This window comes from Corynebacterium sp. HMSC072A04, from assembly GCF_001809235.1.
Lineage (GTDB): Bacteria > Actinomycetota > Actinomycetes > Mycobacteriales > Mycobacteriaceae > Corynebacterium > Corynebacterium hiratae.
The window spans coordinates 134237-160250 of record NZ_KV796811.1 but is presented as its reverse complement, the minus strand read 5'-3'; the positions used below and the strand labels follow the sequence as shown (position 1 = coordinate 160250).

The 26014-nt window shown below is 63.2% G+C and carries 18 protein-coding genes; 9 read left to right on the top strand and 9 right to left on the bottom strand.

From position 1 onward, the window contains the following. Position 1 precedes the first annotated feature (1 nt). The 5 genes from HMPREF2565_RS12475 (at position 2) to HMPREF2565_RS12455 (ending at position 8676) form a co-directional block, all read left to right on the top strand. Positions 2-4927 (top strand): Lhr family ATP-dependent helicase, encoded by a 4926-nt coding sequence (locus tag HMPREF2565_RS12475; RefSeq protein ID WP_071407488.1) that lies wholly within the window; start codon positions 2-4, stop codon positions 4925-4927. Positions 4928-5014: 87 nt separating this feature from the next. Continuing rightward, positions 5015-6283 carry an alpha-hydroxy acid oxidase gene (locus tag HMPREF2565_RS12470; protein WP_070545548.1) on the top strand — a complete coding sequence of 423 codons (1269 nt, stop codon included), beginning with the start codon at positions 5015-5017 and terminating at the stop codon, positions 6281-6283. Positions 6284-6310: 27 nt separating this feature from the next. Beyond that, positions 6311-7132 (top strand): DNA-formamidopyrimidine glycosylase family protein, encoded by an 822-nt coding sequence (locus HMPREF2565_RS12465; RefSeq protein ID WP_071407487.1) that lies wholly within the window; start codon positions 6311-6313, stop codon positions 7130-7132. Between the two features lie 10 nt (positions 7133-7142). After that, on the top strand, positions 7143-7556 hold the full coding sequence (locus HMPREF2565_RS12460) for a YccF domain-containing protein (RefSeq protein ID WP_049155174.1): 414 nt from the start codon (positions 7143-7145) through the stop codon (positions 7554-7556). 52 nt (positions 7557-7608) lie between these two features. Continuing rightward, positions 7609-8676, top strand: coding sequence for an HNH endonuclease signature motif containing protein (locus tag HMPREF2565_RS12455; RefSeq protein ID WP_071407486.1), 1068 nt, complete (start codon positions 7609-7611; stop codon positions 8674-8676). 131 nt (positions 8677-8807) lie between these two features. On the opposite strand, the gene pgi is transcribed toward HMPREF2565_RS12455, so the two are convergent. The 3 genes from pgi to HMPREF2565_RS12440 form a co-directional block, all read right to left on the bottom strand. Beyond that, positions 8808-10442 (bottom strand): glucose-6-phosphate isomerase, encoded by a 1635-nt coding sequence (pgi, locus tag HMPREF2565_RS12450; RefSeq protein WP_071407485.1) that lies wholly within the window; start codon positions 10440-10442, stop codon positions 8808-8810. Between the two features lie 101 nt (positions 10443-10543). Next, positions 10544-11446 carry a chymotrypsin family serine protease gene (locus tag HMPREF2565_RS12445; protein WP_071407484.1) on the bottom strand — a complete coding sequence of 301 codons (903 nt, stop codon included), beginning with the start codon at positions 11444-11446 and terminating at the stop codon, positions 10544-10546. A 67-nt stretch (positions 11447-11513) separates the two neighbouring features. After that, positions 11514-11876 carry a chorismate mutase gene (locus tag HMPREF2565_RS12440; RefSeq protein WP_070510536.1) on the bottom strand — a complete coding sequence of 121 codons (363 nt, stop codon included), beginning with the start codon at positions 11874-11876 and terminating at the stop codon, positions 11514-11516. Positions 11877-11988: 112 nt separating this feature from the next. Here HMPREF2565_RS12440 and pcrA point away from each other — a divergent pair, with 112 nt between their 5' ends. Beyond that, positions 11989-14496: a DNA helicase PcrA gene (gene pcrA, locus HMPREF2565_RS12435; protein WP_071407483.1), complete on the top strand. Its 2508-nt coding sequence runs from the start codon at positions 11989-11991 to the stop codon at positions 14494-14496. Positions 14497-14500: 4 nt separating this feature from the next. Here the strand turns inward: pcrA and HMPREF2565_RS12430 are convergent, their stop codons facing one another. The 5 genes from HMPREF2565_RS12430 to HMPREF2565_RS12410 all read right to left on the bottom strand — a co-directional run bounded on the left by HMPREF2565_RS12430 (position 14501) and on the right by HMPREF2565_RS12410 (position 20544). Further along, positions 14501-15256 (bottom strand): M23 family metallopeptidase, encoded by a 756-nt coding sequence (locus HMPREF2565_RS12430; protein WP_046646982.1) that lies wholly within the window; start codon positions 15254-15256, stop codon positions 14501-14503. A gap of 399 nt (positions 15257-15655) precedes the next feature. Beyond that, positions 15656-18346 carry an FtsX-like permease family protein gene (locus HMPREF2565_RS12425; protein ID WP_071407482.1) on the bottom strand — a complete coding sequence of 897 codons (2691 nt, stop codon included), beginning with the start codon at positions 18344-18346 and terminating at the stop codon, positions 15656-15658. A 1-nt stretch (position 18347) separates the two neighbouring features. Next, a complete protein-coding gene (locus tag HMPREF2565_RS12420) occupies positions 18348-19064 on the bottom strand; it encodes an ABC transporter ATP-binding protein (RefSeq protein ID WP_049154178.1) in 717 nt (238 codons plus the stop codon). After that, the gene (locus tag HMPREF2565_RS12415; protein ID WP_070681943.1) at positions 19061-19603 is read right to left on the bottom strand and encodes a PadR family transcriptional regulator; all 543 of its coding nucleotides are present in this window, start codon (positions 19601-19603) and stop codon (positions 19061-19063) included. Before HMPREF2565_RS12415 ends, HMPREF2565_RS12420 begins: the two co-directional genes overlap by 4 nt. 188 nt (positions 19604-19791) lie before the next feature. Further along, a complete protein-coding gene (locus HMPREF2565_RS12410) occupies positions 19792-20544 on the bottom strand; it encodes a M23 family metallopeptidase (RefSeq protein WP_046646979.1) in 753 nt (250 codons plus the stop codon). Between the two features lie 369 nt (positions 20545-20913). Here HMPREF2565_RS12410 and HMPREF2565_RS12405 point away from each other — a divergent pair, with 369 nt between their 5' ends. From HMPREF2565_RS12405 to purH, 3 genes are read left to right on the top strand one after another with little or no spacing between them, the layout of a single operon-like run. Then, complete coding sequence (locus tag HMPREF2565_RS12405) at positions 20914-22593, top strand: cell division protein PerM (RefSeq protein ID WP_246819161.1); 1680 nt, start codon at positions 20914-20916, stop codon at positions 22591-22593. A gap of 40 nt (positions 22594-22633) precedes the next feature. Beyond that, a complete protein-coding gene (purN, locus tag HMPREF2565_RS12400) occupies positions 22634-23239 on the top strand; it encodes a phosphoribosylglycinamide formyltransferase (RefSeq protein ID WP_046646976.1) in 606 nt (201 codons plus the stop codon). Between the two features lie 41 nt (positions 23240-23280). Then, positions 23281-24813 carry a bifunctional phosphoribosylaminoimidazolecarboxamide formyltransferase/IMP cyclohydrolase gene (gene purH, locus HMPREF2565_RS12395; protein WP_049154184.1) on the top strand — a complete coding sequence of 511 codons (1533 nt, stop codon included), beginning with the start codon at positions 23281-23283 and terminating at the stop codon, positions 24811-24813. Positions 24814-25036: 223 nt separating this feature from the next. On the opposite strand, the gene HMPREF2565_RS12390 is transcribed toward purH, so the two are convergent. Then, positions 25037-25855 (bottom strand): flagellar basal body-associated FliL family protein, encoded by an 819-nt coding sequence (locus tag HMPREF2565_RS12390; RefSeq protein WP_049154185.1) that lies wholly within the window; start codon positions 25853-25855, stop codon positions 25037-25039. Positions 25856-26014: the final 159 nt, after the last annotated feature.

Below are 26014 nucleotides of genomic sequence, written 5' to 3'. Positions count from 1 at the left end.
CATGTCCAAAAACGTTCTGGCGAAATTCCGCCCGCAGGTGGCCGGTTGGTTCCAGGACGTTTTCGCCGCCCCCACCCCGGTCCAAGAGCAGGCGTGGGAGGCGATTTCCGGCGGCGCGAATGCACTGGTTGTAGCGCCAACTGGCTCCGGTAAGACGCTCGCGGCTTTCCTGTGGTCCTTGAATTCCCTGGTGGAGCGCGAAGGTCAAACCGCCCTGCCGCTGAGCAATGAACCGTCCCGCGAGGGTGCTCATGATGGCGTGAGAGTGCTGTATATCTCACCACTCAAGGCCCTGGGCGTGGACGTGGAGAACAATTTGCGCGCCCCGCTCAACGGCATTGCTCGCACCGCCGAACGGCTGGGCCTGGAGGTGCCGGATATTACCGTCGGCGTGCGCTCAGGCGATACCCCGCAGGCTGAGCGCGCCCGCCAGGTGCGCAAGCCGTCGGACATCCTCATCACCACGCCGGAATCGGCCTACCTGATGCTCACCTCCAAGGCGGCGGGGATTTTGAAGACCGTGGATACCGTCATCATTGATGAGATCCACGCCCTGGCTGGTACTAAGCGCGGCGTGCACCTGGCGCTGACTTTGGAGCGCCTCGGGCTTATCGCCGGGGAGTTCCAGCGCATCGGGCTGTCGGCGACGGTGCGTCCGCTGAGTGCTGTCGCGAACTTCTTGGGCGGCGACCGTCCCGTCGACATCATCGCACCACCCGCCAAGAAGCGCTGGCGGCTCGACATCCACGTGCCGGTCGAGGACATGTCGGACCTGCCCACCCCGGAGCAAGGCTCGCCCATCGGGGAGGCGACTGTCGACGATCCCCTAGGCATCACCCAAGGCCCCCAGGATGCGTTGCGCGTGCAACGCGGGTCAGGAGACTCTGCCCTGCCCACTGCGAAGTCCATCTGGCCCTTCATCGAAGAGGAGCTGTACGCCGAAATCATGGAGCAGCGCTCCACCCTCGTCTTCGTCAACTCGCGTCGCACCGCCGAGAGGCTTACTAGCCGGCTCAACGAGCTTTACGCCCAAGAGCACGATCCGGAATCCTTGAGCCCAGCGACCCGGCGCGACCCGGCCCAGCTGATGAAACAGGTCGACGTCGCCGGGAAGGCACCTGCCGTTATCGCCCGGGCGCACCACGGTTCGGTGTCCAAGGACGAGCGCGCGCTGACGGAGACGATGCTCAAAGAAGGCACGCTCAAGGCCGTGGTGGCCACGAGCTCCCTGGAGCTGGGCATCGACATGGGCGCGGTGGAGCTGGTGGTGCAGGTGGAATCGCCGCCCTCGGTGGCCTCCGGCCTGCAGCGCGTGGGCCGCGCCGGGCACTCCGTCGGCGCGGTCTCCCATGGCTCCTTCTATCCCAAGCACCGCGCGGACCTCGTGCAATCAGCACTCACCGTCGCCCGCATGGAGGAGGGCCTCATCGAGGAGATGCACGCCCCGCGCAACCCGTTGGATGTCTTGGCACAGCAGACGGTGGCGGCGGTGGTGGCGTCGGCAAGCGCGGGCACGAGCGAGGGACTCGACGCCGACAGTTGGTACGACACCGTGCGCCGCGCCTGGCCCTATAAGGACCTAGCACGCGAGGTCTTCGACTCCGTTCTGGACTTGGTCAGTGGTGTGTACCCGTCGACGGATTTTGCGGAGCTCAAACCCCGGGTGGTCTATGACCGCGTGACGGGCGTGCTCACCCCGCGCCCCGGCGCGCAACGCGTGGCGGTGACCAACGGCGGCACCATCCCGGACCGCGGCATGTTCGGCGTCTTCCTGGTGGGTACTGGTGAGGCTGGTTCCGCGCCGCGCCGCGTGGGTGAGCTCGATGAGGAAATGGTCTATGAAACCCGGGTGGGGGATATCTTCACGCTCGGTGCGACGAGCTGGCGTGTGGAGGAGATCACGCGCGACCAGGTGTTGGTGACACCCGCGCCGGGGCACACCGGGCGTTTGCCTTTCTGGAACGGTGACCAAGCTGGGCGTCCCTATGAGCTGGGCAAGGCGTTGGGTGCGTTCCGGCGTGAAGCATTTTCGGACCCGTCTATCGTGCACGGCGCCGATGAGAACGCGCGGCGTAACATCGCCGCCTACCTGCAGGAGCAGAACGAGGCCACCGGGCTCATCCCGGATGAGAAGACGCTTCTGCTGGAGCGCTTCACAGATGAGCTGGGGGATTGGCGCGTGCTGCTGCACACCCCGTTTGGTCGGCCGGTGAACGCGGCGTGGGCGCTGGCGGTGGGGCAGCGCGTGGCGGAGCGCACCGGGATGGATGCGCAGGCCGTGGCGGGCGATGATGGCATCGTGCTGCGCTTGCCGCAGGGGGAGCAGGACCCGGATGCCGCGCTCTTTCTGTTCAACGCCGATGAGATCGCCGACATTGTCACCGAGCAGGTGGGAAACTCCGCGCTCTTTGCTTCCCGGTTTAGGGAGTGCGCGGCGCGTGCGCTGCTTTTGCCTCGGCGCAACCCGGGCAAGCGCGCGCCCTTGTGGCAGCAGCGCCAGCGCGCGGAGCAGCTTCTCGACGTCGCCCGCAACTACCCCTCTTTCCCCATCATCCTGGAGACCGTGCGCGAGTGTGTGCAGGATGTCTATGACTTGCCGGCGCTCACGGAGGTCATGCGGGAGCTGGTGCACCGCCGCATTCGCATCGCGGAGGTCACCACGGAGCAGCCTTCGCCATTCGCATCTTCGCTGCTGTTCAACTACACCGGCGCGTTCATGTACGAGGGGGATTCGCCCCTGGCGGAAAAGCGCGCGGCGGCCTTGGCGCTGGACCCGGCGTTGCTAGCGAAGCTTTTGGGCACAGTGGAGCTGCGCGAGCTTCTCGACGGCTCCATCATCGCCGAGGTCCATGCCCAGCTACAGCGCACCACCCTGGAACGCCAGGCGCGTACCACCGAGGAGGTCGCGGACCTCCTGCGCGTGCTGGGCCCCATCCCGGTCGAGGAGTTTGGTGCGCACGCCACGGTGCCTCTGCGCGCACTCGATGCGCTGGGCGCGCGCATCATGCGGGTGCGCATCAACGGCCGCGAGCACGTGGCGCAAGCGCTCGATGCGCCGCTGCTTCGCGACGGCCTGGGCATCCCCGTCCCGCCCGGCATCCCCGCCCAGCAGGCCACGATTACCGACGCCCTGGATCAACTGGTCAGTCGCTGGGCGCGCACGCGCGGGCCGTTTGTGGCGCGCGATGTGCAGGAGGCCTTTGGCCTCTCGGCTGCGGTGGCGCACTCGACGCTCAACGGTCTGGACTCCATCCTGGCGGGGCACTACCGGCAAGGCGTGGAGGAGCAGGAATACTGCGCGGCTGAAGTTCTCAAGGTCATCCGCTCGCGCTCGCTGGCGGCAGCCCGGGCGGCCACGCAGCCGGTCTCGCCTGCGGCCTTCGCGCGCTTCCTCCCGGACTGGCAGCAGGTGGCCGCGGTAGGCCGGCGCCCTGTGCTGCGCGGGGTGGACGGCGTCTTTGCCGTCATTGAGCAGCTGGCCGGGGTGCGCCTGCCGGCCTCGGCCTGGGAGAGCCTCATCCTGCCTGCGCGCGTAGGGGATTATTCGCCGACGATGCTGGATGAGCTCACCGCCAGCGGCGAGGTTCTTATCGTGGGCGCGGGCAAGGCTGGCTCCAACGACCCCTGGATCATGCTGCTGCCGGCGGACTATGCCGCGCAACTCGCCCCGCAGGTTTCTGCGGAGGAGGCTGGCGTGTCCATGCTGCAGACCCAGCTGCTGGAGGCTTTACAGGGCGGCGGCAGCTACCTCATTTCCGATGTCCAACCGCAGCTGAGCGGTACGCCTGAGGAGGTCCGCGAGGCCCTCTGGGGCTTGGTGGAGGCAGGCTTGGTCAGCCCTGATTCCTTCGCTCCTATCCGGGCCCACCTTGCCGCAGGCGGTCCCGCCGGGCGTGCGGCGCATCGCGCGCGGCGCAGACCTTCGCGCTCACGACTGCGCATGGGGCGTACTTCCTTTGCACAATCGCACAACGCATCTGGTGCGCAGGCCGCGCCCGACGTGGTGGGGCGGTGGTCGCTGTCCGTGCCCGCCGCGACGGATGCAACGTCGCGTTCCATCGCGCACGGCGAGGCCTGGCTGGACCGCTACGGCGTGCTCACCCGCGGCTCTGTGGTGGCCGAGGATGTTCTCGGCGGCTTCGCCCTGGCCTATAAGGTGCTCTCCGGTTTCGAGGAATCCGGCAAGGCGATGCGCGGCTACGTCATTGAGGGCTTGGGTGCCGCGCAGTTCTCCACGCCCGCGGTTATTGACCGCTTGCGCGGCGTGGATGATTCGCCGGACGTCACCGGCTGGCCCTCCGGCACCCGCGAGCCGCAGACTTATGTTCTGGCCGCGACCGACTCCGCGAACCCCTATGGTGCGGCGCTGCCCTGGCCCACTACCGACGCCGGCGAATCCGCGGCCCGCCCCACCCGCGCCGCGGGTGCCTTGGTGGTGCTTATAGATGGACTGCCGGTGGCTCACCTGACCCGGGGCGGGAAGACGTTGACTACGTTCTTTAACGCTTTGCCCGAGGGCATCGAGCGCACCGAGGTACTAGCCGCAGTTCTTGCAGGCCTCAACGAGCTGGTGGCCGCTGGGCGCTTGAGCAAGGTGGTTATTGAGAAGGCGAACGGGCGGCCCATCTTCGAGTCGAAGCTGGGCAGCGAGCTGCGCGCACTGGGCGCGGCGCTGACCCCGAAGGGCGTGCGGATTACTGGCTCTGCCCACACCGCCTCTTCCGGCCGTGCAGGACAGCACGGCAAATCTGGAGAAGCCACGCGCTCCGCTGAACCTTACCGTCCCGCACGTCGCGGTGGGCGCCGCGCCGTCGAGGCGATGGAGGAGCTGTCCTTCGATGATCCGGAGGATTCCACTGAGTCTGGTGGCCCATCGACTGCACCGGGAAGCCCAGGCGGTTTTCGCCCGCGTCGGCGACGCCGCTGAATGATATTCACCTTCATTTAGCCCACGGGCTTTTCATGGGTCTAACCTCAAAAGCTGATAGCCCAATAGAAAAGGAGTCTTGTTTCCATGCGGCTAAAGCGCCAACTGCCCAACGTGTCCGAGCTCAAGAACCTCATGCGGTTCGAAGCACCCAACCTCGACCGCCGGACAGCACGCCTGGCAGAGGCCGCTGATGTGTGGGATCTGCGCAAGATTGCCAAGCGCCGCACACCCAAGGCTGCCTTCGACTACGTCGACGGTGCCGCCCGCGATGAGGTCAGCTACCGCGAATCCCGCGATTTCTTCCGCGACGTTCGCCTCATGCCCAACGTGCTCAATGGCGCGCACGACATCTCCTTGAGCACCGAGATCGCCGGAGAGCCCGCGGCCCTGCCTTTCGGCATCGCGCCGACCGGCTTTACCCGCTTCATGCATGCCGAAGGCGAGGACGCTGGTTCCCAAGCCGCCCGCGACGCAGGCATCCCGTTCACGCTCTCCACGATGGGCACGCGCTCGGTGGAGGAGGTCGCGGCGTCGCAAGGCAATAGCGGCCGCCGCTGGTTCCAGCTTTACCTGTGGAAGGATCACTCCGCCTGCCAGGAACTCATCGAACGCGCTGCCGCCAACGGCTATGAAACCCTCGTGGTCACCGTGGATACGCCCGTGGCGGGCCAGCGTCTGCGCGATACCCGTAACGGCATGCGCATCCCGCCGCGCCTGACCGCCGGCACCGTCTTCGACGCCGCGTGGCGCCCCGAGTGGTGGTTCAACTTCCTCACCACGGACCCGGTCACCTTTGCCTCCCTGACCTCGACCACCGGCACACTAGGCGAGCTGGTCAACACCATGTTTGACCCAGGCCTCAACTTCGAGGACCTAGCGTGGATTCGCAAGCAGTGGACGGGCAAGCTCTTCGTCAAGGGAATCGTCAACCCCGAGGACGCCCGCAAGGTCATCGACCTTGGCGCCGACGGCATCGTGGTCTCCTCCCACGGCGGGCGCCAGCTCGACCGCGTGGTCAACACCCTCCAAGCCCTTGAGGCCGTGCGCGCGGAAGTGGGCCCGGACGTGGAGATCATCTACGACTCCGGCATTATGTCCGGCGTCGACATCGCCATTGCGCTGTCTCTGGGTGCGGATTTCGTCCTCATCGGCCGCGCCTACCTCTACGGGCTGATGGCCGGCGGCAAGGAAGGCGTCGACCGCGTCATTGAGCTGCTCGCGGAGGAGTTCAAGAACACCCTCCAGCTGCTCGGCGTGAAGAAGATCGAAGACCTTTCCCGCCAGCACGTGGTTACCCCGTGGGAACCGGGCGCGTTGGCATTCGGTGCGGGAAAGGATGCGCCGGTAGAGTAGGCACCCGTTTGGTGAGGAGGTTCTGCTGTGCCCGAGGGTGATTCCGTACTGCAGCTGTCGAATCGGCTGCAGTTCATGGAAGGCCGGCGCGTAACCTCCTCCTCCCTGCGCGTGCCGCGCTATGCCACCGTGCGTTTCGACGGGCTGGTGTGCGAGGAGGTCTGGCCCTATGGCAAGCACTTCTTCATGGACTTCGGGGGTGAGCTCATCCTTCATACCCACCTCAAGATGGAAGGCACGTGGGCCATCCACTACGCCGGGGACCGCTGGCGCAAGCCCGGCCACAGCGTACGCGTGGTGCTGCAGATGGAGAATACCCCGCGTGATATTGAGTTGGTAGGGCATTGGCTAGGGCTGGTCGAGGTCTTTCCAGCCCGCGAGTTTGAGCAGCGCATGGCGCACCTGGGCCCAGACATCCTCGCGCCTGAGTGGTTAGACGGCGGCTTCGAGGAGGCCGTTCGCCGCATCGAGTCGCGCCCCGAGCGCAGCATCGGCGCGGCGCTCCTGGATCAGCGCAACGTGGCCGGCTTGGGCAACGAATACCGCGCCGAGATCTGCTTCCTGGCCGGCGTTCATCCAGCAACACCTGTAGCGCTTGTCGACGCCCCTCATATCCTCACCATCTCCCGTCGCCTCATCTGGGCCAACCGAGACTCGCCGGTACGTGTGACCACCGGCGTGAAAAGGGCAGGGGAGACAACTTACGTTTTCGGGCGCAACCGTCAACGCTGTCGGCGCTGCGGAATGCTCATTGAGAAATCCACGCTGGGTGGTGTAGACGCCCGCAGCGATGAAGGAGAGTTGGAGCGCGTCATCTGGTGGTGCTCACACTGCCAGCCACGTCGCTAGGCTGGGATGCATGAAGATCATTTTGAACATCATCTGGTTGGCAACTGGTGGCCTTGTCCTCGCACTGGGCTACTTTCTCTTAGGCATCCTGGCCTGCATCCCCGTCGTGACGATTCCTGCCGGTGTGGCCTCGATGCGTATGGCGAATTTCGCGCTGTGGCCCTTTGGGCGCTCCGTCATTCAACCGGTCAAAGGTACCGGTGGCATGTCTCGGTTCTCTAACGTTGTCTGGTTCCTTGTCGCTGGCCTGTGGTTGGCTATCGGCCACGTCACCACTGCAGCGGCGCAGGCCGTGACCATCGTGGGCATCCCGGTGGCTCTGGCCAACCTGAAGATGATCCCGGTGACCTGCTTCCCGTTCGGCCGCAAGATCGTGGACTCTGACCACATCCCCTTTGGCTGGGAATCGATGATCAAGCTCTAACGAGTATCTCTCCGGTTGCGGGGTTGCCTGGGGTACTTTAGGGTTCTGAGTCATGGGGGATTTAGAGACCTATTTCTCCTACCGCAACTCGGGGATTACTTTAGTGGGGCAAGCGGTAGGAGGAGAGAAACATTTACGCGCACTCGGCGCTTCATCAGCTGACGCCGCCGAACTGGCGCGCTTAAACTACATCTACTTCGGCGCCACCAAGTTCACGGGTAAGCAACGCACGGCCCGCAGCCGAGCTTTAGAACAAGGCCATGACCTGGCCACGCTGAGCCTCATCGAGGCCTACACGAAGAAGCTGAAGAATCAGCTGCATGCGTGGAACCTACGGGTCAAGCTTGCCGGCACACCGGCACCGAACATCCCAGCCGTGGCGGCCAAGCGCTTAAAGGAACTCAAGCCTAAACGTATCCCCACGCCCGGGGTACGCATGACCTACCGCGCTGACGGGCCGCACTCGCTCACCATTACTGATGACCCTCTGACCGTCACTGAGATGCGCGGCGTGCTGGAATCCATCAACCAGAGCAATCTGCTGGAAGCAGCCAACCACGTCTTCTTCAATAAATCCCACGGCGGAACCAAACCTGCTGTTCTCACCAGCGTGGTCGTCACCTTGGACAAGCTCGACAAAATTGTTAGCGGCGATGGTGATGACATCGTGCTTGAGCTAACTAATGGCGGCCGGATGACCGGCGCGGAGTTTCTGAACTACAAGTTCGCCGAGATCGGCTACGTAACCCTCATCCACCCCACCATCGGGCCCGTATGGCTGCACCGCATGAAACGCTTGGCCGGGTTTGAGCAGCGCATGATGGCCAGCGCCGAGCATCCCACCTGTGCCAGGAAGGGATGTAATAAACCTGCTGATTATGCCCAGGTGCATCACCTAGTGCCGTGGAAAGCAGGAGGTACCACCGATCCACCGAATCTGACAATGTTGTGTGCCTATCACAACGGCGTCAATGATGACGACCCAGAGAAACCAACAGGTGCTGGCTACGTGTTTAGGATTCGCGGCGGTGTGGACTACATCCCGCCCTGGGGAGAACCAATCACCGCTCAAGTGGCATATCAAGCCGCGCAACGCGGACTCGGACCGCCCGGCGGGTAAACCGCCACGCAACACAAAGGACACGCGGACGCCCACAGGGCCTCCGCGGCCTTGGCGATCCCGCATGCCGATTGCGCTTGAAAACGCGTGAACCCCCGACCGTTCGGCCGGGGGACGTCGCCAAGCAGTGCTTAGCGGTGGTTGCGGTACCAACCGATCAGAGCATCGGTGGAGCCGTCGCCGGATGCGGCCTCCTCCTTGCCGGAGACTGCCGGTGCCAGGTCATTGGCCTGCTGCTTGCCCAGCTCCACGCCCCACTGGTCGAAGGAGTTGATGTCCCAGATGATGCCCTGGGTGAAGACGATGTGCTCGTAGAGTGCGATGAGCGCGCCGAGGGCCTGCGGGGTGAGCTCCTCCGCCAGGATCGTGGTGGACGGGCGGTTGCCCGGCATTACCTTGTGCGGGACCACAGCCGGGTCCACGCCCTCGGCGGCAATCTCTTCCGCCGTCTTACCAAAAGCCAGCACCTTGGTCTGCGCGAAGAAGTTACCCATGAGCAGGTCATGCATCGAACCGGTGCCGTCCGCGGTGGGGAAGTCCTCCTTCGGGCGAGCAAAGCCGATGAAATCCGCCGGGATGAGGCGGGTGCCTTGGTGCATGAGCTGGAAGAAGGCGTGCTGGCCATTGGTGCCCGGCTCGCCCCAGTAAATCTCACCGGTGCCGGTGGTGACAGCGGTGCCGTCGCGGCGCACGGACTTGCCGTTGGACTCCATAGTCAGCTGCTGCAGGTAGGCCGGGAAGCGTCCGAGGTCCTCGGAGTAAGGCAGCACCGCGTGGGTCTGCGCGCCAAAGAAGTTGGAGTACCAAACGCCGAGCAGGCCCATGAGCACCGGCACGTTCTGCTCCAGAGGCGCAGTGCGGAAGTGCTCGTCCATGGCGTGGAAGCCCTCGAGGAAACGCATGAAGTCCAGCGGGCCGATGGTGCACATGAGCGACAGACCGATAGCGGAATCAACGGAGTAGCGGCCGCCCACCCAGTTCCAGAAGCCAAACATGTTCTGGGGGTCGATGCCGAACTCCGCGACCTTCTCCGCGTTGGTGGAAACGGCAACGAAGTGCTTGGCGACGGCCGACTCATCACCATCAAACTGCTCAATCAGCCAGCGGCGTGCGGCGTGAGCGTTGGCCAGGGTTTCCTGGGTGGTGAAGGTCTTGGAGGCCACGATGAAGAGGGTGGAGCCGGCGTCGAGGCCGTCGAGAGTCGCGGCGAGATCCGCGGGGTCGACGTTGGAGACGAACTCCGCGCTAATGCCCGCCACTTCGTAGGAGCGCAGGGCCTTCGCGGCCATGGCCGGGCCCAAGTCGGAGCCGCCGATGCCGATGTTGACCACCTTTTTGATGGTGTGTCCGGTGTGGCCAAGCCACTTGCCGGAGCGCAGCGCAGTGGCGAAGTCACGCATGCGGCCCAGCACCTCGTGGACGTCGGCAGCGACGTCCTGGCCGTCGACGCTCAAGTCCTTCTCCACGGGCAGGCGCAGCGCGGTGTGCAACACGGCGCGATCCTCGGTGTTGTTGAGGTGCTCGCCGGCGAACATTGCGTCGCGGCGCCCCTCGACGTCGGCAGCCCGGGCGAGGTCCACCAGTGCGGTGACTACTTCCTCATCGATGAGGTTCTTCGACAGATCCACGTGCAGGCCCGCGGCGTCGAAAGAATAGTCTGCGGCGCGGGAAGCGGAGTTAGCAAAAAGCTCACGCAGGTTGAGGTCCTTCTTGCTTTCAAAAAGCGAGGTGAGCGCGGCCCACTGCGGCTGAGCGGTGATGTCCATTGCAAAAGCCTTTCTGGCAGGTAGCAGACATGAAACTTACTGTGTCCACCGTAGTCCAGAAATCCCTTCGCTGCCGAGGCAGAAGACCGTACTGCGTTGAGCTAGGAGTAGAGCTTCAGGTTGAATTGCTCCATCGTGTTTCCGATCTCCATGGCACCAGTTTCGGGGCCGGTGTAATCATCGTAGTTGCCAAAGGACAAGACACCGACCGCGTACAGTTTGCCGTCGATGGAAGCGTAGACAGGACCGCCGCTATCACCGGGGACGCTCTCGCTGCCGAAGGTGAAGAGCCCTTGGTCTTCGAAGCGGTCAATGAAATCGTCGCAGGCAGCGCCTCCCGCGGAACCGGCAAAACACATCGTGGGCTTCTTGTGCGTGACATCCTCGAGGCTCATCCAACCGGCCAAAGGCGCATTGAAGGCCGGTGCGGTAGATACTTCGGCGGCAGGGTTGGACACTTCGATCAGTGCAATGTCGGCCGAGTTGATGCTATCGGTGTTGGTGTTGCGGGCCTTCTTTACCATCTGGCCTATCTCTACCGTACTGCCGGATTGATCCTCATAATAGAAGGTGTCACCCGTGTCCCCGCAGTGCCCGGCGGTGAGGATAAAGAGGCGCTGCCCATCGCCGGCGAAATGACCGGTGGAGCACCGGCCACCGTTTGTGCCGTTGTAGATGGGCGCACCCGGCGTCAACACCCCCAGGCTCATGAAGTAATCGGCAGCGTCAGGAGCTATCAGGTTACGTCGGGGCTCCGGTCGCTCCGCTTGAGGGATTTCGGTGGTGTTATCCCAGAGCGCATCGCCGTCGAGGGGCTCCTCGAAGCCTTGCGTTGTTCCGGATGCTGCGGAACCCTGCCTGCGGTCGGAGTCGCTGACGGCGGGAAGATCGAGCGTCGTGGTGGAAATGGTGGTCTCAGCGGAAGAAGAGGTGCTGCAGGCGGATAACACGGACGCAGCGGTGGCCGCGGCGAGAATCGCAGCCAGGCGAGAGGAAAAGCGCATGGCGCGAGCCTAACCCACCGCATGTTTAAGGGCGCGAGTGCTGGGGACTGGTCCGTGCGGCGTTTGATCAGCCGAGCTTGCCGCGCCCTAAGCGCAGGAGGGCGGAGGCGATGGCGGGGCCTTCCTCCCCGAGCTCGTCGCGGAATTCGTTGAGGATCGCGATTTCGCGGGTATGCACCAAACGGGTGCCGCCTGAGCTCATTCGCGTCTTACCAATGGTGCGCGAAATGTCGGTGCGGCGCTTGATAGCGTCGAGAATAACGCGGTCGAGGCGGTTGATCTCTTCGCGGTAGCGCTGAATCTCGGCATCACTCAGCGGGTCATCGGTGCCCGACGGCATGCGAATGTCGAGCCCATTGTCCACGACGTTGGGGTCTTGGTGCTCAGGGCTCAAGCCAGAGTCTGCGTTGCCAGGATGTGAAGAGCTCATGACATCAGATTGTGCCACCATGCCGGGAGAAAAGGGGAATTACCAGCTTTCACGCCGACCAGAAGTGCGGTGAGGGGCAATGTCCGGTGGTGCTAGTAGGTTGGAGAGCATTATGAATAACAAATCTCCTTTCGTCCCCCGTTCGTCTTCCGATTCTTCCACCGGCGGCCTGTTTCCCGCGCCCGGGAGCAACGTCGACGCCCCTTCCGGTCAGGGCTCTGATCCGTTGCTCGAGGGCTTAAATCCGCAGCAGGAAGAGGCTGTGACGCATTCGGGCTCGCCGCTGCTTATTGTGGCCGGCGCGGGCTCGGGCAAGACTGCAGTGTTGACTCGCCGCATTGCGTACCTTATGCGGGAGCGCGGGGTGGCCCCCTGGCAGATCCTCGCCATTACCTTTACCAACAAGGCAGCCGCGGAGATGAAGGAGCGCGTCGGCCAGCTTGTCGGCCCCGTCGCGGAGCGGATGTGGGTGTCCACCTTCCACTCGATTTGCGTGCGTATCTTGCGCAATAACGCCCAGCTCGTACCGGGCTTGAACACGAATTTCACCATTTATGACGGCGATGATGCCCGCCGGCTGCTCACCATGATTGCGAAGGACATGCAGCTGGATCTGAAGAAGTATTCGGCGCGTGTTCTGGCTAATCAGATTTCCAACCGCAAGAACGAGCTCATCTCCCCGGAGCAGGCGCGCGCGGAGGCAGAGAGGACGAAGAATCCTTTCGAGCTCACCGTGGCGAGCGTGTACGAGGAATATCAGCGCCGCCTGCGCGCGGCGAACGCGGTGGACTTCGATGACCTCATCGGGGAAGTAGTGCGCATCTTTAATCAGCACCCGCAGGTGGTGGAGTTTTATCGTCGCCGCTTTAAGCACGTGCTTATCGACGAATACCAGGACACCAACCACGCGCAGTATGCATTGGTCTCGGCTTTGGTGGGCAGGGGCGAGCTGCCGCCGGATGCGCCGGAACTGTGCGTGGTGGGTGATTCGGATCAGTCGATTTATGCCTTCCGTGGCGCTACCATCAGGAATATTCAGGAGTTCGAGCGGGAATACCCGCAGGCGCACACGATTTTGCTGGAGCAAAACTACCGTTCGACGCAGACCATTCTGAACGCGGCGAATGCGGTCATTGCGAAGAATGAGGGCCGCCGCGAGAAGAACCTGTGGACAGCCCACGGCCAGGGCGAGCAGATTGTCGGCTACGTCGCGGATAATGAGCACGACGAGGCGCGGTATATCGCCTCGGAAATTGATTCCTTGGCGGATAAGGGCACAGCTTATTCGGATATTGCAGTGATGTACCGCACCAATAACGCCTCGCGCGCGTTGGAGGATATTTTCGTGCGCTCGGGCATCCCGTACAAGGTGGTCGGTGGCACGCGCTTCTATGAGCGTCGCGAGATCCGGGACATGGTGGCCTACTTGCGCATCATGGATAATCCGGATGACACGGTGAGCTTGCGCCGCATTATCAACGTGCCGAAGCGCGCTATTGGTGACAAGGCACAAGCACAGATCGCTCTGCACGCGGAAAACCTTGGCGTGAGCTTTGGGGCTGCTCTTCGGGATGCAGCAGAGGGCAAGGTCGCGGGTCTCGGTACAAGGGCAGTGAATGCCGTCACCAAATTCAACGAGATGATGGAGGGCGTGCGCGCGCAGATTCCGGGCATGGTCAATGAGGTGACGGGCCAACCGGATTTGGGGGAGTTGCTCAACGCGCTTCTTGACGCCACCGGCTACCGCGCGGAGCTCGAGAACTCCAACGATCCGCAGGATGGTGCGCGCCTGGATAACCTCAACGAGTTGGTCTCGGTGGCCCGCGAGTTCAGCTCTGAGGCCGCTAATGAGATGGCATTCATGGGTGCGGACGCAGAAGAAGCACCCGAGCTAGCAGAAGGTGAAGCCGCGCCGGGCTCGCTTCAGGCGTTCCTTGAAAAGGTCTCACTCGTGGCGGATGCGGACCAGATTCCGGACCACGAATCCGGGGTGGTCACGCTGATGACGCTGCACACTGCGAAGGGCCTTGAATTCCCCGTCGTCTTCCTCACCGGCTGGGAGGATGGACAGTTCCCGCACATGCGCTCGCTGGGGGACCCGAAGGAGCTGAGCGAAGAACGCCGCCTGGCCTACGTGGGTATCACGCGTGCTAGGGAACAGCTCTACCTCACGCGCGCGATTCTTCGTTCGTCCTGGGGCAACCCGGTGACGAACCCGGCCAGTCGCTTCCTCGCCGAGGTCCCAGAGGACCTCATCGACTGGCGCCGTGAAGAACCAGACAGCTCGCTGTCTGGCGCGTGGGGCGGAGATGATTCCTACCAATACGGGCGAACCTTTGGCTCTGATAGCGGGTTCTTCCGTGGAGGCGGCTATGGCTCGCGGAGCGCTGCGTCTTCCCCTTCGCAGCGCTCGCGCAAGCCGGCCTCGGCAACGTCGATGCCGAAGAATAACCATCTCAATTTAGTTGTGGGGGACCGCGTCAACCACGCGAAATACGGGCTGGGCACGGTCATCGAGGCCTCCGGGACCGGCGCGCGGGCGACGGTCACCGTGGACTTCGGTTCAGCGGGCAAGGTTCGCCTCATGCTCATCGGCGGAGTGCCGATGGAAAAGCTCTGATGCTTTAGATGAGGATGCCGCGCTCGCTGAACCAGTCCACCGGATCGACGGCCGCGCCGCCGCCCGGGTGAACCTCGAAGTGCAGGTGCGGGCCGGTGGAGTGGCCCTCGTTGCCGATGACGGAGATTTGGTCGCCGGCCTCGACGCGGTCGCCGACGTCGACCAGCAGCTGGTCACTGGGCATGTGGCCGTAGACGGTGATGGTGCCATCGTCGTGCTGGATGCGGATCCAGTTGCCAAAGCCCTGGGCAGCGCCGGAGGAAATGACCTCGCCGTCCATGACGGCGTAGATGGGGGTGCCAATGGGGTTTGCCACATCGATGCCGTTGTGGAAGGAACCCCACCGCGGGCCGAAGCCAGAGGTGAAAGTTCCGGAGGTCGGAAAGACCACGGTGTTACCGTCCGCGTCCTGGCCGCGAGTAGGGGTGAGGCCGGAGTGATCGCCCTGCGGGGCGAAGGCCTCGGCGAGACCAGGAATGCTGGAGGGATCGAGGACGATCTCGAAGCCGTCCTGCGTGGTGTTGACCTCTGGGACGGATGCCCCGTTGAGGGCACCGGCTGTCGAAATGAGCAGCCCCGAGACGGCTTTGAAGAGGTCGGCCTTGGATTCTTCCTTGACTTCGACGTCGGCAGCGGACGGGTCCTTGGAGGACCCGTCGGAGACGTCCACGCTTGCTGCCGGTTCGGCGGCGAACGCTGGGGTCGTCACGGTGGCGGTGCTAACCGCCACGGCGGCGAGTGCGCTGAGCGTGCGCTTCATAACTTCACGTCCTTAAGTCCTGCTGTGGCCCGCTGGGTATGCGGCGGAAGCCTGTGAGCAATAGGGGAGCGGCCGTATCAGCCGCAGTGCGCCTTGCAGCCCGCGACACGCCGGTGCGGTTGCAACCGAGTGCTGAGGCTGTGTGGCAACGAGATACAAACTATCCCGCGGGACCACCCTGCGCAACGCTTAAAAATGCAGGTAAATCCAGGAATTGTTCGAAAAACTATCGAACAGCCCAGCGTGTTGCGCATGTGAAAGAAGTGAAAATTGTTACAGGGGTAAAGTAGAGGTTTAAAGAATGGGGGTGAGATTTGGGGGGTGAAAAGTGCAGCGCTCCCGGCCAATCTTTCAGCCGAGAGCGCTGGGGTTGTGGGCGCTGCTACTTGGTCAGCGCTGTTAAGTCAGGGAACGTGATTCGCTGCGATCCCGCGCGGTGAGTGGGGCCGTCTTGTCGCTGCGGTTGATCGCAGCCGCGAGGGCGGCAGCCAACAGCGGCACGACGAGCACAGCGAGGAATTGCCACCAATCCGGGGTGAAGTAGTCCTGCGGGCGCAAGCCATGGAGCGGCGTCGAGAAAACGTATCCTGAGCTATCGGCAAAGAAGTACGTGCCGAGATGTCCGGCAACCACACCAAAGAGCATGCTTACGGTGGCCAGCATCCACGTCTGCCATGCTGCCACCTTGGACATCAGCGAAGGGTGGGCGCCGATGGATTGCAGCACGGTGCTTTCCTGGCGCATGCTGCTCGCTGCGTTGGCAATGATGAGCGCGAGCACGATGAGGCAGACGAACCCCATTCCGAGGCCCAGGTAGTAGCGGAAGCTCCCGGGAGTAGAGACTGCGAAGTTTAGCGAGTATTGCGACTGCGAGGCGCTCGCTGTCAGGTCTTGCAGCTCCTCGCGCTCGGACTCACTCGGTGCTTCGTCGAAAGCAAGGGCCTGGCCCACGTAGAAGGGCTCCATGTTCAGCTTTTCTGCTGCCTGCTGGCTGATCAAGACCACATCGCGAGCCGCAGTGGGCAGGGCCTCCACAACCGGCAGATCCGCGTCCTGTGTCCCGCTCGGTTCTTGGCTATCAATGCGGTTATAGGATTTTACGGTCACCGTTCCATGCGTCTTATCGCCGACGTGGCTGCTGTGAGGGAGCACGATGCCGCCGGCATCCAACGTTTGTGCCGCTGCGCGTCGATCTTCTTCTGAGTCGAACTGCCACAGCTCGAGCTGGGAAGAATCCGTTTGAACCATCCTGCTTTGATAGATCAGCGGGTTATAGGGGAACGATGTCATCAACTCGTGGGCGCACTCCTGGCGAGCCTCTTCGGACTCATCGGTGCGCCGTCCCTGATTATCCACGAACACTGCCCTCTCAACCGGCTTGCTGAGATCGACCTGCTCGCACTGGTAATCAAACTCGGTGGTGAGCTCGTAAAAAGTGCCATCCTCTGGAAGGCTGTAGGACGTCGTCCACGAGGGGAAAGCAGAGAAGGGATACGTACGGGCGGTGGTGGTCCGCAAGATGGCCTCTACCGCGGCGCGTTCTTCCGGTGTGGACACCTGCGTTGGTTGCTCAAACGTCGTCTCCTCAATCAGTGCAGAAGTAGGCGGCATGACGAGCTCTTCTTCGGCGGTGGTCTTTGCGCTATCCGTCATGATGCCCACGCCAAACAGGGAGGCTACGAAGGCAACTGAAACGAGAGCGATGGACGTCGGCAAGGCATGCATGCTGCGCCGGGTCAGGCCGCGTCCAGCCAGCCGCAACGCGAGTGGGCCGCGGCGAGATAACAGGGAGCACAGGAAGACCAAGGCTGGGGCAGACGCGGCAACCGCGATGACTCCGAAGAGAGCCAGCACCGTAGGGATGTACTTTCCCCAGGGGGTGAAGCTGAATAGCACGAGCAGAAGCAGGAATGCAGGGCCGATGGCCATCCACCGCCGGAAGCGCAAGAGGCGGTCGGGAGCAGCGCCCTGGATTGCGGTGGATAGGGCACCACGTTGCGCCAACCACGCGGGAACGATGGAGACAATGACACAGCCTGCCACCGCCACGATCCATGCAAGGCCAATAGCTAGGAAGGGCGGGCGTGCGGCAAAGTCCGGGTAGCGGGCTGCCCACCACGCCCACGAAGCTGCCAGGCCAACAACCACGCCGATGGTGGCGCCGATAAGCCCCATCAGTAGGCCATAAGCCATCACCGCGAACATGATGTGGCGCGGTAGTGCGCCCTGGCTCGACATCAGCGCGTACAGGCGTGTATTGCGTCCGGTAGCCAGTGTGAAGACGGGCGTGAGAAGGAAAAGGATGAGCAATCCGGCGATGGCGTAGAGGCCAAAGAAGAAGAGCACGAAAAGAATACTGCTCAGGATTCCGCCAAAGGAATCCGGCTCAGAATCGGGGCGGTCCGTATCTCGCAGCTCCGCTGCCCAGATTTCCAGCCCAGCTTCACGGGCGCGGTCGGCATCCTCCTCGGTCAGCGGTGTATCACCCACGATGGCCCAGGTGGTGCGTGTTGTAAAAGAAGGGTCGCTGAGGGCCTCATTGAGGGTGGGGGAGGTGACAAAATCATAGTTTTCGGGAGCAATGGCCGCAACTGTGGCTTGGTGGTCACCGCTGAGGGCGTTGGTGCGCACGGTGATAACGTCCCCCACGGAGGCGTCGATCTTGCGCGCGGTCGAACGCGATAGAACTGCCTGGTTGGGGCCAAGATTGAACTTGTCGACGGCCTCCTGTGCTGGCTCCGGCGGATTCTCTGCGTCGAACTGATCTACCCAGGAGTTGGTTGACTTCCCATTATGGATTAGTGACGTGCTAGAAAAAGTGGCGACCGGGCTGACACTGAGGCCCTCAGGAAGCACCTCGGCAGCCAAGCGTGGTACGTCTTCGTTGCTAATGTCCGAGCGCTCGGCGCTGATCTGCCGCTCGGGTGAGCTCAAGGCCGCGGAGAGCCGACCGGAGGAATTATCAAAGAGCGCCATTCCAATCACGAGTGCCACTGGCAGCGCGATGAGCAAAACGGCGGCTAGCGTGCGCCACGGGTGGCGCCACAGGTCGCGCCTCGTCGGGCGGGTGGCGGCATTAATGCCGGACATACTAACGCACCTCCTCGCCGGTCAAACGCCCGTCGCGAACCATGACGACACGGTCGGCCCAGCCCGCGAAACGCGGCTCGTGGGTAACCAAAATGCCGGAGGCGCCGGCGTCGATACGCGCGCGCAGGACCTTCATGATCTCTTCGCCCGTCGAGGTGTCGAGGGCGCCGGTGGGCTCATCCGCAAGCAGCACCTTGCGTGGCCCAATGAGCGCTCGGGCAATGGCCACGCGCTGGGCTTGGCCGCCGGAGATTTCCTCCGGGAAGCGGTCGATGGTGCCGTCGAGACCGACCTCACTGAGAGCTTCCTCTGCGGCCTCGCGGCACTGCGCAGGCGAAAGTCCGTCCAGTTCGAGGGGCAGGGACACGTTCTCGCCCACGGTGAGGGAGGAGACCAAGTTGAAGTGCTGAAACACCAGTCCCAAGTGGCGGCGGCGGGCGATGGCCGCTTTAGCTTTGGAGAGCTGGGAGGCGTCGGCGCCGTCGAGAAGCACGCGCCCTGATGTTGGCGGCTGCAGCAAGCCCGCGACGTTGAGCAAGGTGGACTTGCCGGAACCAGAAGGGCCCATGACGGCTACCAGTTCGCCCGGCTGCAGCTGCAAGTTCACGGAATCCAAGGCAGTTACCTGGCGGGCACCGCTGCCGAAGACGCAGGTAATGTTTTCGAGCTCGAGAGGAAACGGCATGTGCTGGGTCGTGGGCGCGGAGTTGGGGGTCATCGCGGGTCCTCCTCGGTGGTGGTTGGGTTGGTTAGGGATTCCACGCGGTCGAGCCAGCGTGAGAGAGATTCCAGGTCGAAGATTTGGCGCTCAACAGCCAAACGTTGGGCGCTGCGTTCCGCAGGCAACTCAGAGGCCTGACGGTTGAGCTCGCGCAGTTGGCGGACGGTGGCGAAGCGCTGGGCGTCGAGGACGGCAATGACGTCGACGTCGGAGCGTCGTGCAGCAAGCGATACTTTGAGCACGAGCTCATCGCGCTCGATGGCGTCGTTATGCAAGGTGGACATCCACCACTGTGAGAGTTCCTCGCGGCCAGCGGGGGTGATGGCGTAGCTGGTGGCGCGCCGCCCGGTGGGGCCGGTGAGCTCACCGTCGGTGGCGATGAGGCCATCGCGCTCCAAGCGGCTCAAAGTTTGGGCGACTTGGCCCATGTTGAGCGGCCAGAGGTTGTCGAAGGTCTCAGCAAAGCGGTTTTTGATGTGGCTGGCAGTAGCGGGCTCTTCACTCAGCAGTGCAAGCACGGAATGTTTGACGGACATGGTCACCTCCTTGGCGGAGGGTAAGGGAGGAAATCTTTCGGTACATACCCAGTAAGTTACTGGGTAACCTTATGTCCGGTCAACGGTTGGTGCAGGCGGGGGTGGAAGGTGGGGGAATGCACAAGGCGGTATAGGGCAACAGTGCCCTATACCGCCTTAGCGCTGGAGGAAGGATTTAAAAGCGTGGCTTAGCTGATGTTGATGCCGCGCTCTGCGAGCCACGGAATCGGGTCTACGGCGCCCTCACCGGTGGGGTGAATTTCGAAGTGCAGGTGGGAGCCGGTGGAAAAGCCCAAGGAGCCCATGCCGGCGATCTTCTGGCCAGCGTGGACGCGCTCGCCCACGGCGACGTCGAGGGTCTGCATGTGGCCGTAGACGCTCATGGAGCCGTCATCGTGCTTGATGCGGATCCACTGGCCGTAGCCGGAGGCCGGGCCGGAGTCGATGACGGTGCCGCCCATAACGGCGAGGATGGGGGTGCCCACGGCATTTGCGATGTCAATGCCGGAGTGGAAGGAGCCCCAGCGGGGGCCGAAGCCGGAGGTGAAAGTACCCTCTGCCGGGCGGGCGATGGTCGGCGCGCGGTTCGCTTCATCGGCGGCGGCGCGGGCATCGGCGGCCTGGATGGCCTTATCGAGCTGCGTAGCTAGGTCGGCGACCGGCTTGGACTCGGCGATGGCGAGGATCTGCGGTGCTGCGTCTTCGACGGCAGCCTGCGCGTTCTTCAGCGGATCGGTATCTGCCTGCAGGGTGTAGTCGACGGACTGTGCCTTGGTTTCCCCGGCGCCAGCGGATTGGATGGTACCTGCTGCTGCGCCGCCAACGCCTGCGGTGGATACGGCGCCTGCCGCAACAGTCATCACTGCCAGACGTCCCTTCGCGGTCTGTGCGGTGGTGATTTTGCGGTGGCGTCCTACGCTTCGCTGAGTCTTGCTTCGCATGAACTCTTCTTCCGTCCTCAATTCACTATCGCCTACCCAGAGTAAACGTTACGTTTCAATCTGGGAGGTTATCCGATTGTGACCTTCCTGTTACCAACGAGATGTAACAGTAGCGTCTCGGCGAATGCAGAGCAACCCAGATTGCGGTTTTTCTTCTGGATATCTGGGAAGAGCCGCACATAATGAAACGACAGCTGATTCCTGTGAATAAAGTGAATCGATCTCCGTGGGAGTCGCCGGGGCTTTCGGTTGTCGGCATGAGTAGTGCGCACTCGTGAAGTTTTCCTTCGGGGGTGTACCGCACCATTTAGCGCTTACCTCGCCGCGCCACCCCCGGTGGGGGAGGGGGCCGTGGCAAAGTGGACGCCGATGAATAAGAACACGAGTCCCCAGTCCAGGTCGTCAGCTCGCCCACGCGCGCACGTGCGTGGGCGCGGTGATAGTGCTGAGCACTCTGAGCGCGGGCACCGCAGAGATCGTCGAGATCCAGCGCAGCGCATCAAAGGGGTCGAGTCCGACAAGGCTCGCGCCCGCCGCGCGCAGGCCCCGACCACGCTCCGCGGGCGTTTTCGCCGCATGCTCATCGTCGTCGGCGTTCCGAACCTCGTCGTCGTGCTGGGCATTCTCGTGGTCGCTATCGCGGCACTGCTTCTGACAAGTTCCCCGTCGGCGTGGCTGCCCACCATCGTCGGGGAAGCATGGATGGTCTTTAACCTTTCGCCTATTCGCGCGGGCGGTATTGACGTGGGCTTTATCCCGGTTCTGCCTGCGCTGCTCCTAGCCTGGCTGGTGGGGCGGCGCGTGCGGGCAGCGGTCAAGGATAAGGCAAGCATTAACGACCTCATCGTTGTGAGCGCGTGCGTGTTGCTGGTTCCCTTAGTCCTTACTGTCATCGCATGGCTGATGCTGTGGGACGCTGGCAAAGTCTACGATGTTTCCCCTCCGGAGCTGTACCGTGTGCTTCCCCGCATGTTGTTATTGCATGCGGTCGCCCTCATCGGTGGAATGGGCCCGCGCTTGTGGAAGGCCCTGGCCAAGCGCAGCGGGGTCCCCCGCGTGTTCGTCGATGCCGCCCAGATAGGCTTGAGCTACCTCGGATACCTTTTTGCTGCTGGTTTCATTCTCGTGGTGGTCTTGTGGGGAGTCGGTTGGTCGCGTCAATCAGAGATGCTCGCCGAGTATCCAGTCCTTAATGCACTGGGAACCGCCGGTCTTTTCCTGCTGAGCATTCTTTATCTCCCGAACGCTGCCGTGGCTGCGGGAGCGGTCCTGAGCGGTTCGGAGCTGCACATCGGTGAAGGCACCAGCGTGAGCCTCTTTAGCGGCCACGTGGTTCCGCTTCCACCGCTGCCGTTGGCTGCCGCAGTTCCACCGTCTATTAGTTCCTGGGCTGCTGTCCTGCTCATTGTTTCCGCCGTTGCGGCAGTGGTGGCGTTTTACCGTCGCCGTGCACTGGTCTCCTTCCAGGTTGCGCTCGTGGCTACCGTTACCGCCGCGGTAGCCGCTCTCGTGGCTGTGTACGGCGTGTCCGGCGCGCTGGGCGTATACGGCTACACCGGTCCCGAGGTATGGACCGCAGTGGGTCTGAGCTGTCTGTGGTGCCTAGTCGTGGGATGTGCATTCGCAACGGCACAGGCAGTGACGTCGTGGCGTGCGCGCCGCGCGGCTGCCCCGGAGGCTGCTCCTGAAGCGCCCACAGAGACTGAGGAGGCCGTGCACACACCCGTCAACGCGGCGAACGCTGTGCCGGTTTCTGCCTTGCTTGACGACGCCCCCGACGCAGCCGTTGCCGCAGAGCCCACGACCGAGGCCGAGACTGAAGCCGAGGATGACGTGGACGAGGACAGCGAGTTGGAGGCCGAGGCCGAGCCTGAAGCCGAGCCTGAGGTCGGCAGCGATGCGGATGCTGAGGTGATTGACGCAGAAGTCGTCGAATCGGACGAGACCGAGGGGGACGACGAGCAGCCAGTCGAGGAGGCAATCGAGGAGACAGAACCAGAGGAAGAAGACGTGTCTGAGGAAGAGGACGAGGCCCCCTCTAAGGAGTAAAATTCCCCGGTTCAGGGCGGCAGCGGCTAGGCTGTAGCGCGTGACTACACCGCACCAGCCCGCTGCTTCTGCCCGCCTTAACGTCGTGGTTCTTGTTTCTGGAACCGGCTCCTTGCTCCAAGCCATCCTCGATGGCCAGGATGAGCGCTATGGCGTCGTGAAGGTCGTCGCGGACGTGCCCTGCCAAGGCATCGAGCGCGCGCAGGCGGCGGGAATCGCCACCGAGGTCGTAGAGATGGGTGCTGACCGCACCGAATGGAATAAGCGTCTGGTTGCCGCAGTGGATTCTGCGCAACCAGACGTTGTTGTTTCTGCAGGTTTTATGAAGATCCTGGGGAAGGATTTTCTGGATCGCTTCGAAGGTCGCACCATCAATACCCACCCCGCGCTCTTGCCCGCCTTCAAAGGCGCGCACGGCGTGCGCGATGCGCTGGCCTACGGCGCCAAGGTCACAGGCTCGACCGTCCACTTCGTAGATGCCGGCGTCGATACCGGCGCCATCATTGCCCAAGAGCCCGTGCGGGTCTTGCCGGGGGATGATGAGGCCAGCTTGCACGAGCGCATCAAAGTGGTCGAAAGAGAACTCATCGTTGCCGTCCTTCGCGCCACGCGCGTGAAGGGCGAGGAACTCAGTATTCAGCTCTAACTACCTCTCATTACCGCAAGGAAGGCTTAAGTCCCCGTACCATGAGCGAAGATCGTAAGAACATCAAGCGCGCACTCATCAGCGTGTACGACAAGACCGGTTTGGAGGACCTTGCCCGGTCCCTGGATAAGGCCGGCGTGGAGATCGTTTCCACCGGTTCCACCGCGAAGAAGATCGCGGACTTGGGCATTGAGGTCACGCCCGTCGAGAAGCTCACCGGCTTCCCGGAGTGCCTCGAGGGTCGAGTCAAGACCTTGCACCCGCGCGTGCATGCGGGGATCCTGGCGGATACCCGCAAGGAGGACCACCTGAAGCAGCTGGAGGAGCTGGAGGTGGATCCGTTCCAGCTCGTCGTGGTGAACCTGTACCCCTTCCGTGAGACGGTGGCTTCCGGCGCGGACTTTGATGGCTGCGTGGAGCAGATCGATATCGGTGGCCCGTCCATGGTGCGCGCGGCTGCCAAGAACCACCCGTCTGTTGCTGTGGTCGTGGATCCGGCTCGCTACGGCGAGGTGGCTGACGCTGTGGCCAATGGCGGCTTTACCTTGGAGCAGCGCCGCGGTCTGGCCCGCGATGCCTTCCTGCACACCGCTGATTATGACGCCGCGGTGTCCGCATGGTTCGTCGATCAGCTCAGCGAGGGCGAGGAGACCACCCCGCTGCGCTACGGCGAGAACTCTCACCAGTCCGCGACCGTGACCCGCATCGGTACCACTGGTTTGGCCAACGCGAAGCAGTTCAACGGCAAGGAGATGAGCTACAACAACTACCAGGATGCGGACGCCGCCTGGCGCGCCGCCTGGGATCACGAGCGCCCGTGCGTGGCCATCATCAAGCACGCCAACCCGTGCGGCATCGCGGTGTCTGAGGAGTCCATCGCGGCTGCTCACCGCGCGGCTCACGCCTGCGACCCGATGTCTGCCTTTGGCGGAGTCATCGCTGTGAACCGTGAGGTCACCGTGGAGATGGCCGAGCAGGTCAAGGAGATTTTCACCGAGGTTATTGTGGCTCCGTCCTACGAGGAAGGCGCCATCGAGGTCCTCAAGGCCAAGAAGAACCTGCGCGTGCTGCAGGCAGAGCATGAAGCGCCCAAGGAGGAAGTTAAGTTCATCTCCGGCGGCATGCTCACCCAGGAGCCGGATACCTACCAGGCAGAGGGCGATAACCCGGCCAACTGGACCCTGGCTGCTGGTGAGGCTCTGAATGAGTCCGACCTGGCGCAGCTGGAGTTCGCTTGGCGCGCCGTTCGTGCGGTGAAGTCCAACGCCATCTTGCTGGCCAAGGACAACGCCACCGTGGGCGTGGGCATGGGCCAGGTCAACCGCGTGGACTCTGCAAAGCTGGCAGTCGAGCGCGCTAACACGCTGGCCGACGGCGCCAACCGCACCGAGGGCTCCTTCGCTGCTTCCGATGCTTTCTTCCCGTTTGCCGATGGCCTGGAGGTTCTCCTCGACGCCGGCGTCAAGGCCGTGGTTCAGCCGGGCGGCTCCATCCGCGATGAAGAGGTCATCGAGGCCGCCAAGAAGGCTGGCGTGACCATGTACTTCACCGGCACTCGCCACTTCTTCCACTAAGCCTGGCAAAGGCGCTGCCATGGGCAGCACACAGCCGCTTCCTTCATTCCTGCGCACCACTGCGCGGGAAGGGGAGGCGGCTTTCGCATGCACGGAAGCTTTTCCCTCGAGGACAACAACTGCCCTAAACGACGAAGTTATGCGCCGCCACGCGGTCAGAGGGCAATAACTTTGGCAACAAGGGCAGCTTCGGCGCCACGGCGTGATGACCCGGCGGTGCGCGCTACTGCGCGTGGAGCGAAGCCACCGCGAAGCCAGTGTTGTCCGCGGGATTGCCGCTGGCGTCCTTATACGTAAAAGTAAAGCGCAGATCCTGGTGATCTGCGATGTTGATGGGCATTTCGAGAGCTTCCTCTGCTGGAACCTCGAAGGAGGCCAGCTCAGCACCGTCAGCGCCGTTGACGGTAACGGTGGCACTGGCAACGTTCGTATTTGCGCGGTCATCGCTAAATCCAAAGACAGCGATAAGTTGGCTGTGTCCTTCGCTCAGCTGCACGTCAGCGATGTTGGTGCTACCGGACTGCGAGACATAGGAATCCGGGAAGAACGTGCGGGCAATGACTACGCCGCCTGCTTCCAAGTCGGTATCGATACGCCCGGCCGTGGTGATTGGAGCTCCCGCGAGCGAGGCGGTCGTCGTCGGCTCAGGGGAGCCACCGGCCTGCGAAGCGTCGGTGGACTCGCGGCCCCAGATAAACCACGCGCCCACCCCGAGGACCACGGCCAGCACGATGAATAGGGAGATCAGCGCCGCAATAGCGCCGCTGAATCGTCCCTTGCCCTTCTGAGGAGCAGGCGCGGAGTACTGGGGCGGCTGGGGTTGGGGCGGTGGCGTGGGCGCGCCACCACCGAAGGAAGGCTGCGCCGGGGTGCCAGTGGGCTGCCCACCAAACGGCGGTGTGTTGCCAAAGCCACCCGGGCGAGCCTGTGGCTGGCCGGGTGGAACGGGAGAACCGCCGGGGCGGCCAAACCCGGGGGAACCGAAGCCGGAAGGGCCGGAGTTATGCGGCGGCGTGCCCGAAGGGCCGGTAGGAAAAGTCATGGCGGGAGAATAACAGCCTTTCCGTGCGCAGGAAGGTGGAGTATAAGAGGTACCTCTAACAATCTAAACTCTGTGACACCGTCTGTGTGGTGTGAGGGACACTCCCGTGGGAGTACTCCCCGCCACGTTCGAACGCCACCGTCACCAGTGCGGCTGTGT

Bases quoted from the DNA above. Each gene is read 5' to 3' on its own strand.
- HMPREF2565_RS12475 (WP_071407488.1), top strand. From the start codon at position 2: ATGTCCAAAAACGTTCTGGCGAAATTCCGCCCGCAGGTGGCCGGTTGG.
- HMPREF2565_RS12470 (WP_070545548.1), top strand. From the start codon at position 5,015: ATGCGGCTAAAGCGCCAACTGCCCAACGTGTCCGAGCTCAAGAACCTC.
- HMPREF2565_RS12460 (WP_049155174.1), top strand. From the start codon at position 7,143: ATGAAGATCATTTTGAACATCATCTGGTTGGCAACTGGTGGCCTTGTC.
- HMPREF2565_RS12455 (WP_071407486.1), top strand. From the start codon at position 7,609: ATGGGGGATTTAGAGACCTATTTCTCCTACCGCAACTCGGGGATTACT.
- pgi (WP_071407485.1), bottom strand. From the start codon at position 10,442: ATGGACATCACCGCTCAGCCGCAGTGGGCCGCGCTCACCTCGCTTTTT.
- HMPREF2565_RS12445 (WP_071407484.1), bottom strand. From the start codon at position 11,446: ATGCGCTTTTCCTCTCGCCTGGCTGCGATTCTCGCCGCGGCCACCGCT.
- HMPREF2565_RS12440 (WP_070510536.1), bottom strand. From the start codon at position 11,876: ATGAGCTCTTCACATCCTGGCAACGCAGACTCTGGCTTGAGCCCTGAG.
- pcrA (WP_071407483.1), top strand. From the start codon at position 11,989: ATGAATAACAAATCTCCTTTCGTCCCCCGTTCGTCTTCCGATTCTTCC.
- HMPREF2565_RS12430 (WP_046646982.1), bottom strand. From the start codon at position 15,256: ATGAAGCGCACGCTCAGCGCACTCGCCGCCGTGGCGGTTAGCACCGCC.
- HMPREF2565_RS12425 (WP_071407482.1), bottom strand. From the start codon at position 18,346: ATGTCCGGCATTAATGCCGCCACCCGCCCGACGAGGCGCGACCTGTGG.
- HMPREF2565_RS12420 (WP_049154178.1), bottom strand. From the start codon at position 19,064: ATGACCCCCAACTCCGCGCCCACGACCCAGCACATGCCGTTTCCTCTC.
- HMPREF2565_RS12415 (WP_070681943.1), bottom strand. From the start codon at position 19,603: ATGTCCGTCAAACATTCCGTGCTTGCACTGCTGAGTGAAGAGCCCGCT.
- HMPREF2565_RS12410 (WP_046646979.1), bottom strand. From the start codon at position 20,544: ATGCGAAGCAAGACTCAGCGAAGCGTAGGACGCCACCGCAAAATCACC.
- HMPREF2565_RS12405 (WP_246819161.1), top strand. From the start codon at position 20,914: ATGAATAAGAACACGAGTCCCCAGTCCAGGTCGTCAGCTCGCCCACGC.
- purH (WP_049154184.1), top strand. From the start codon at position 23,281: ATGAGCGAAGATCGTAAGAACATCAAGCGCGCACTCATCAGCGTGTAC.
- HMPREF2565_RS12390 (WP_049154185.1), bottom strand. From the start codon at position 25,855: ATGACTTTTCCTACCGGCCCTTCGGGCACGCCGCCGCATAACTCCGGC.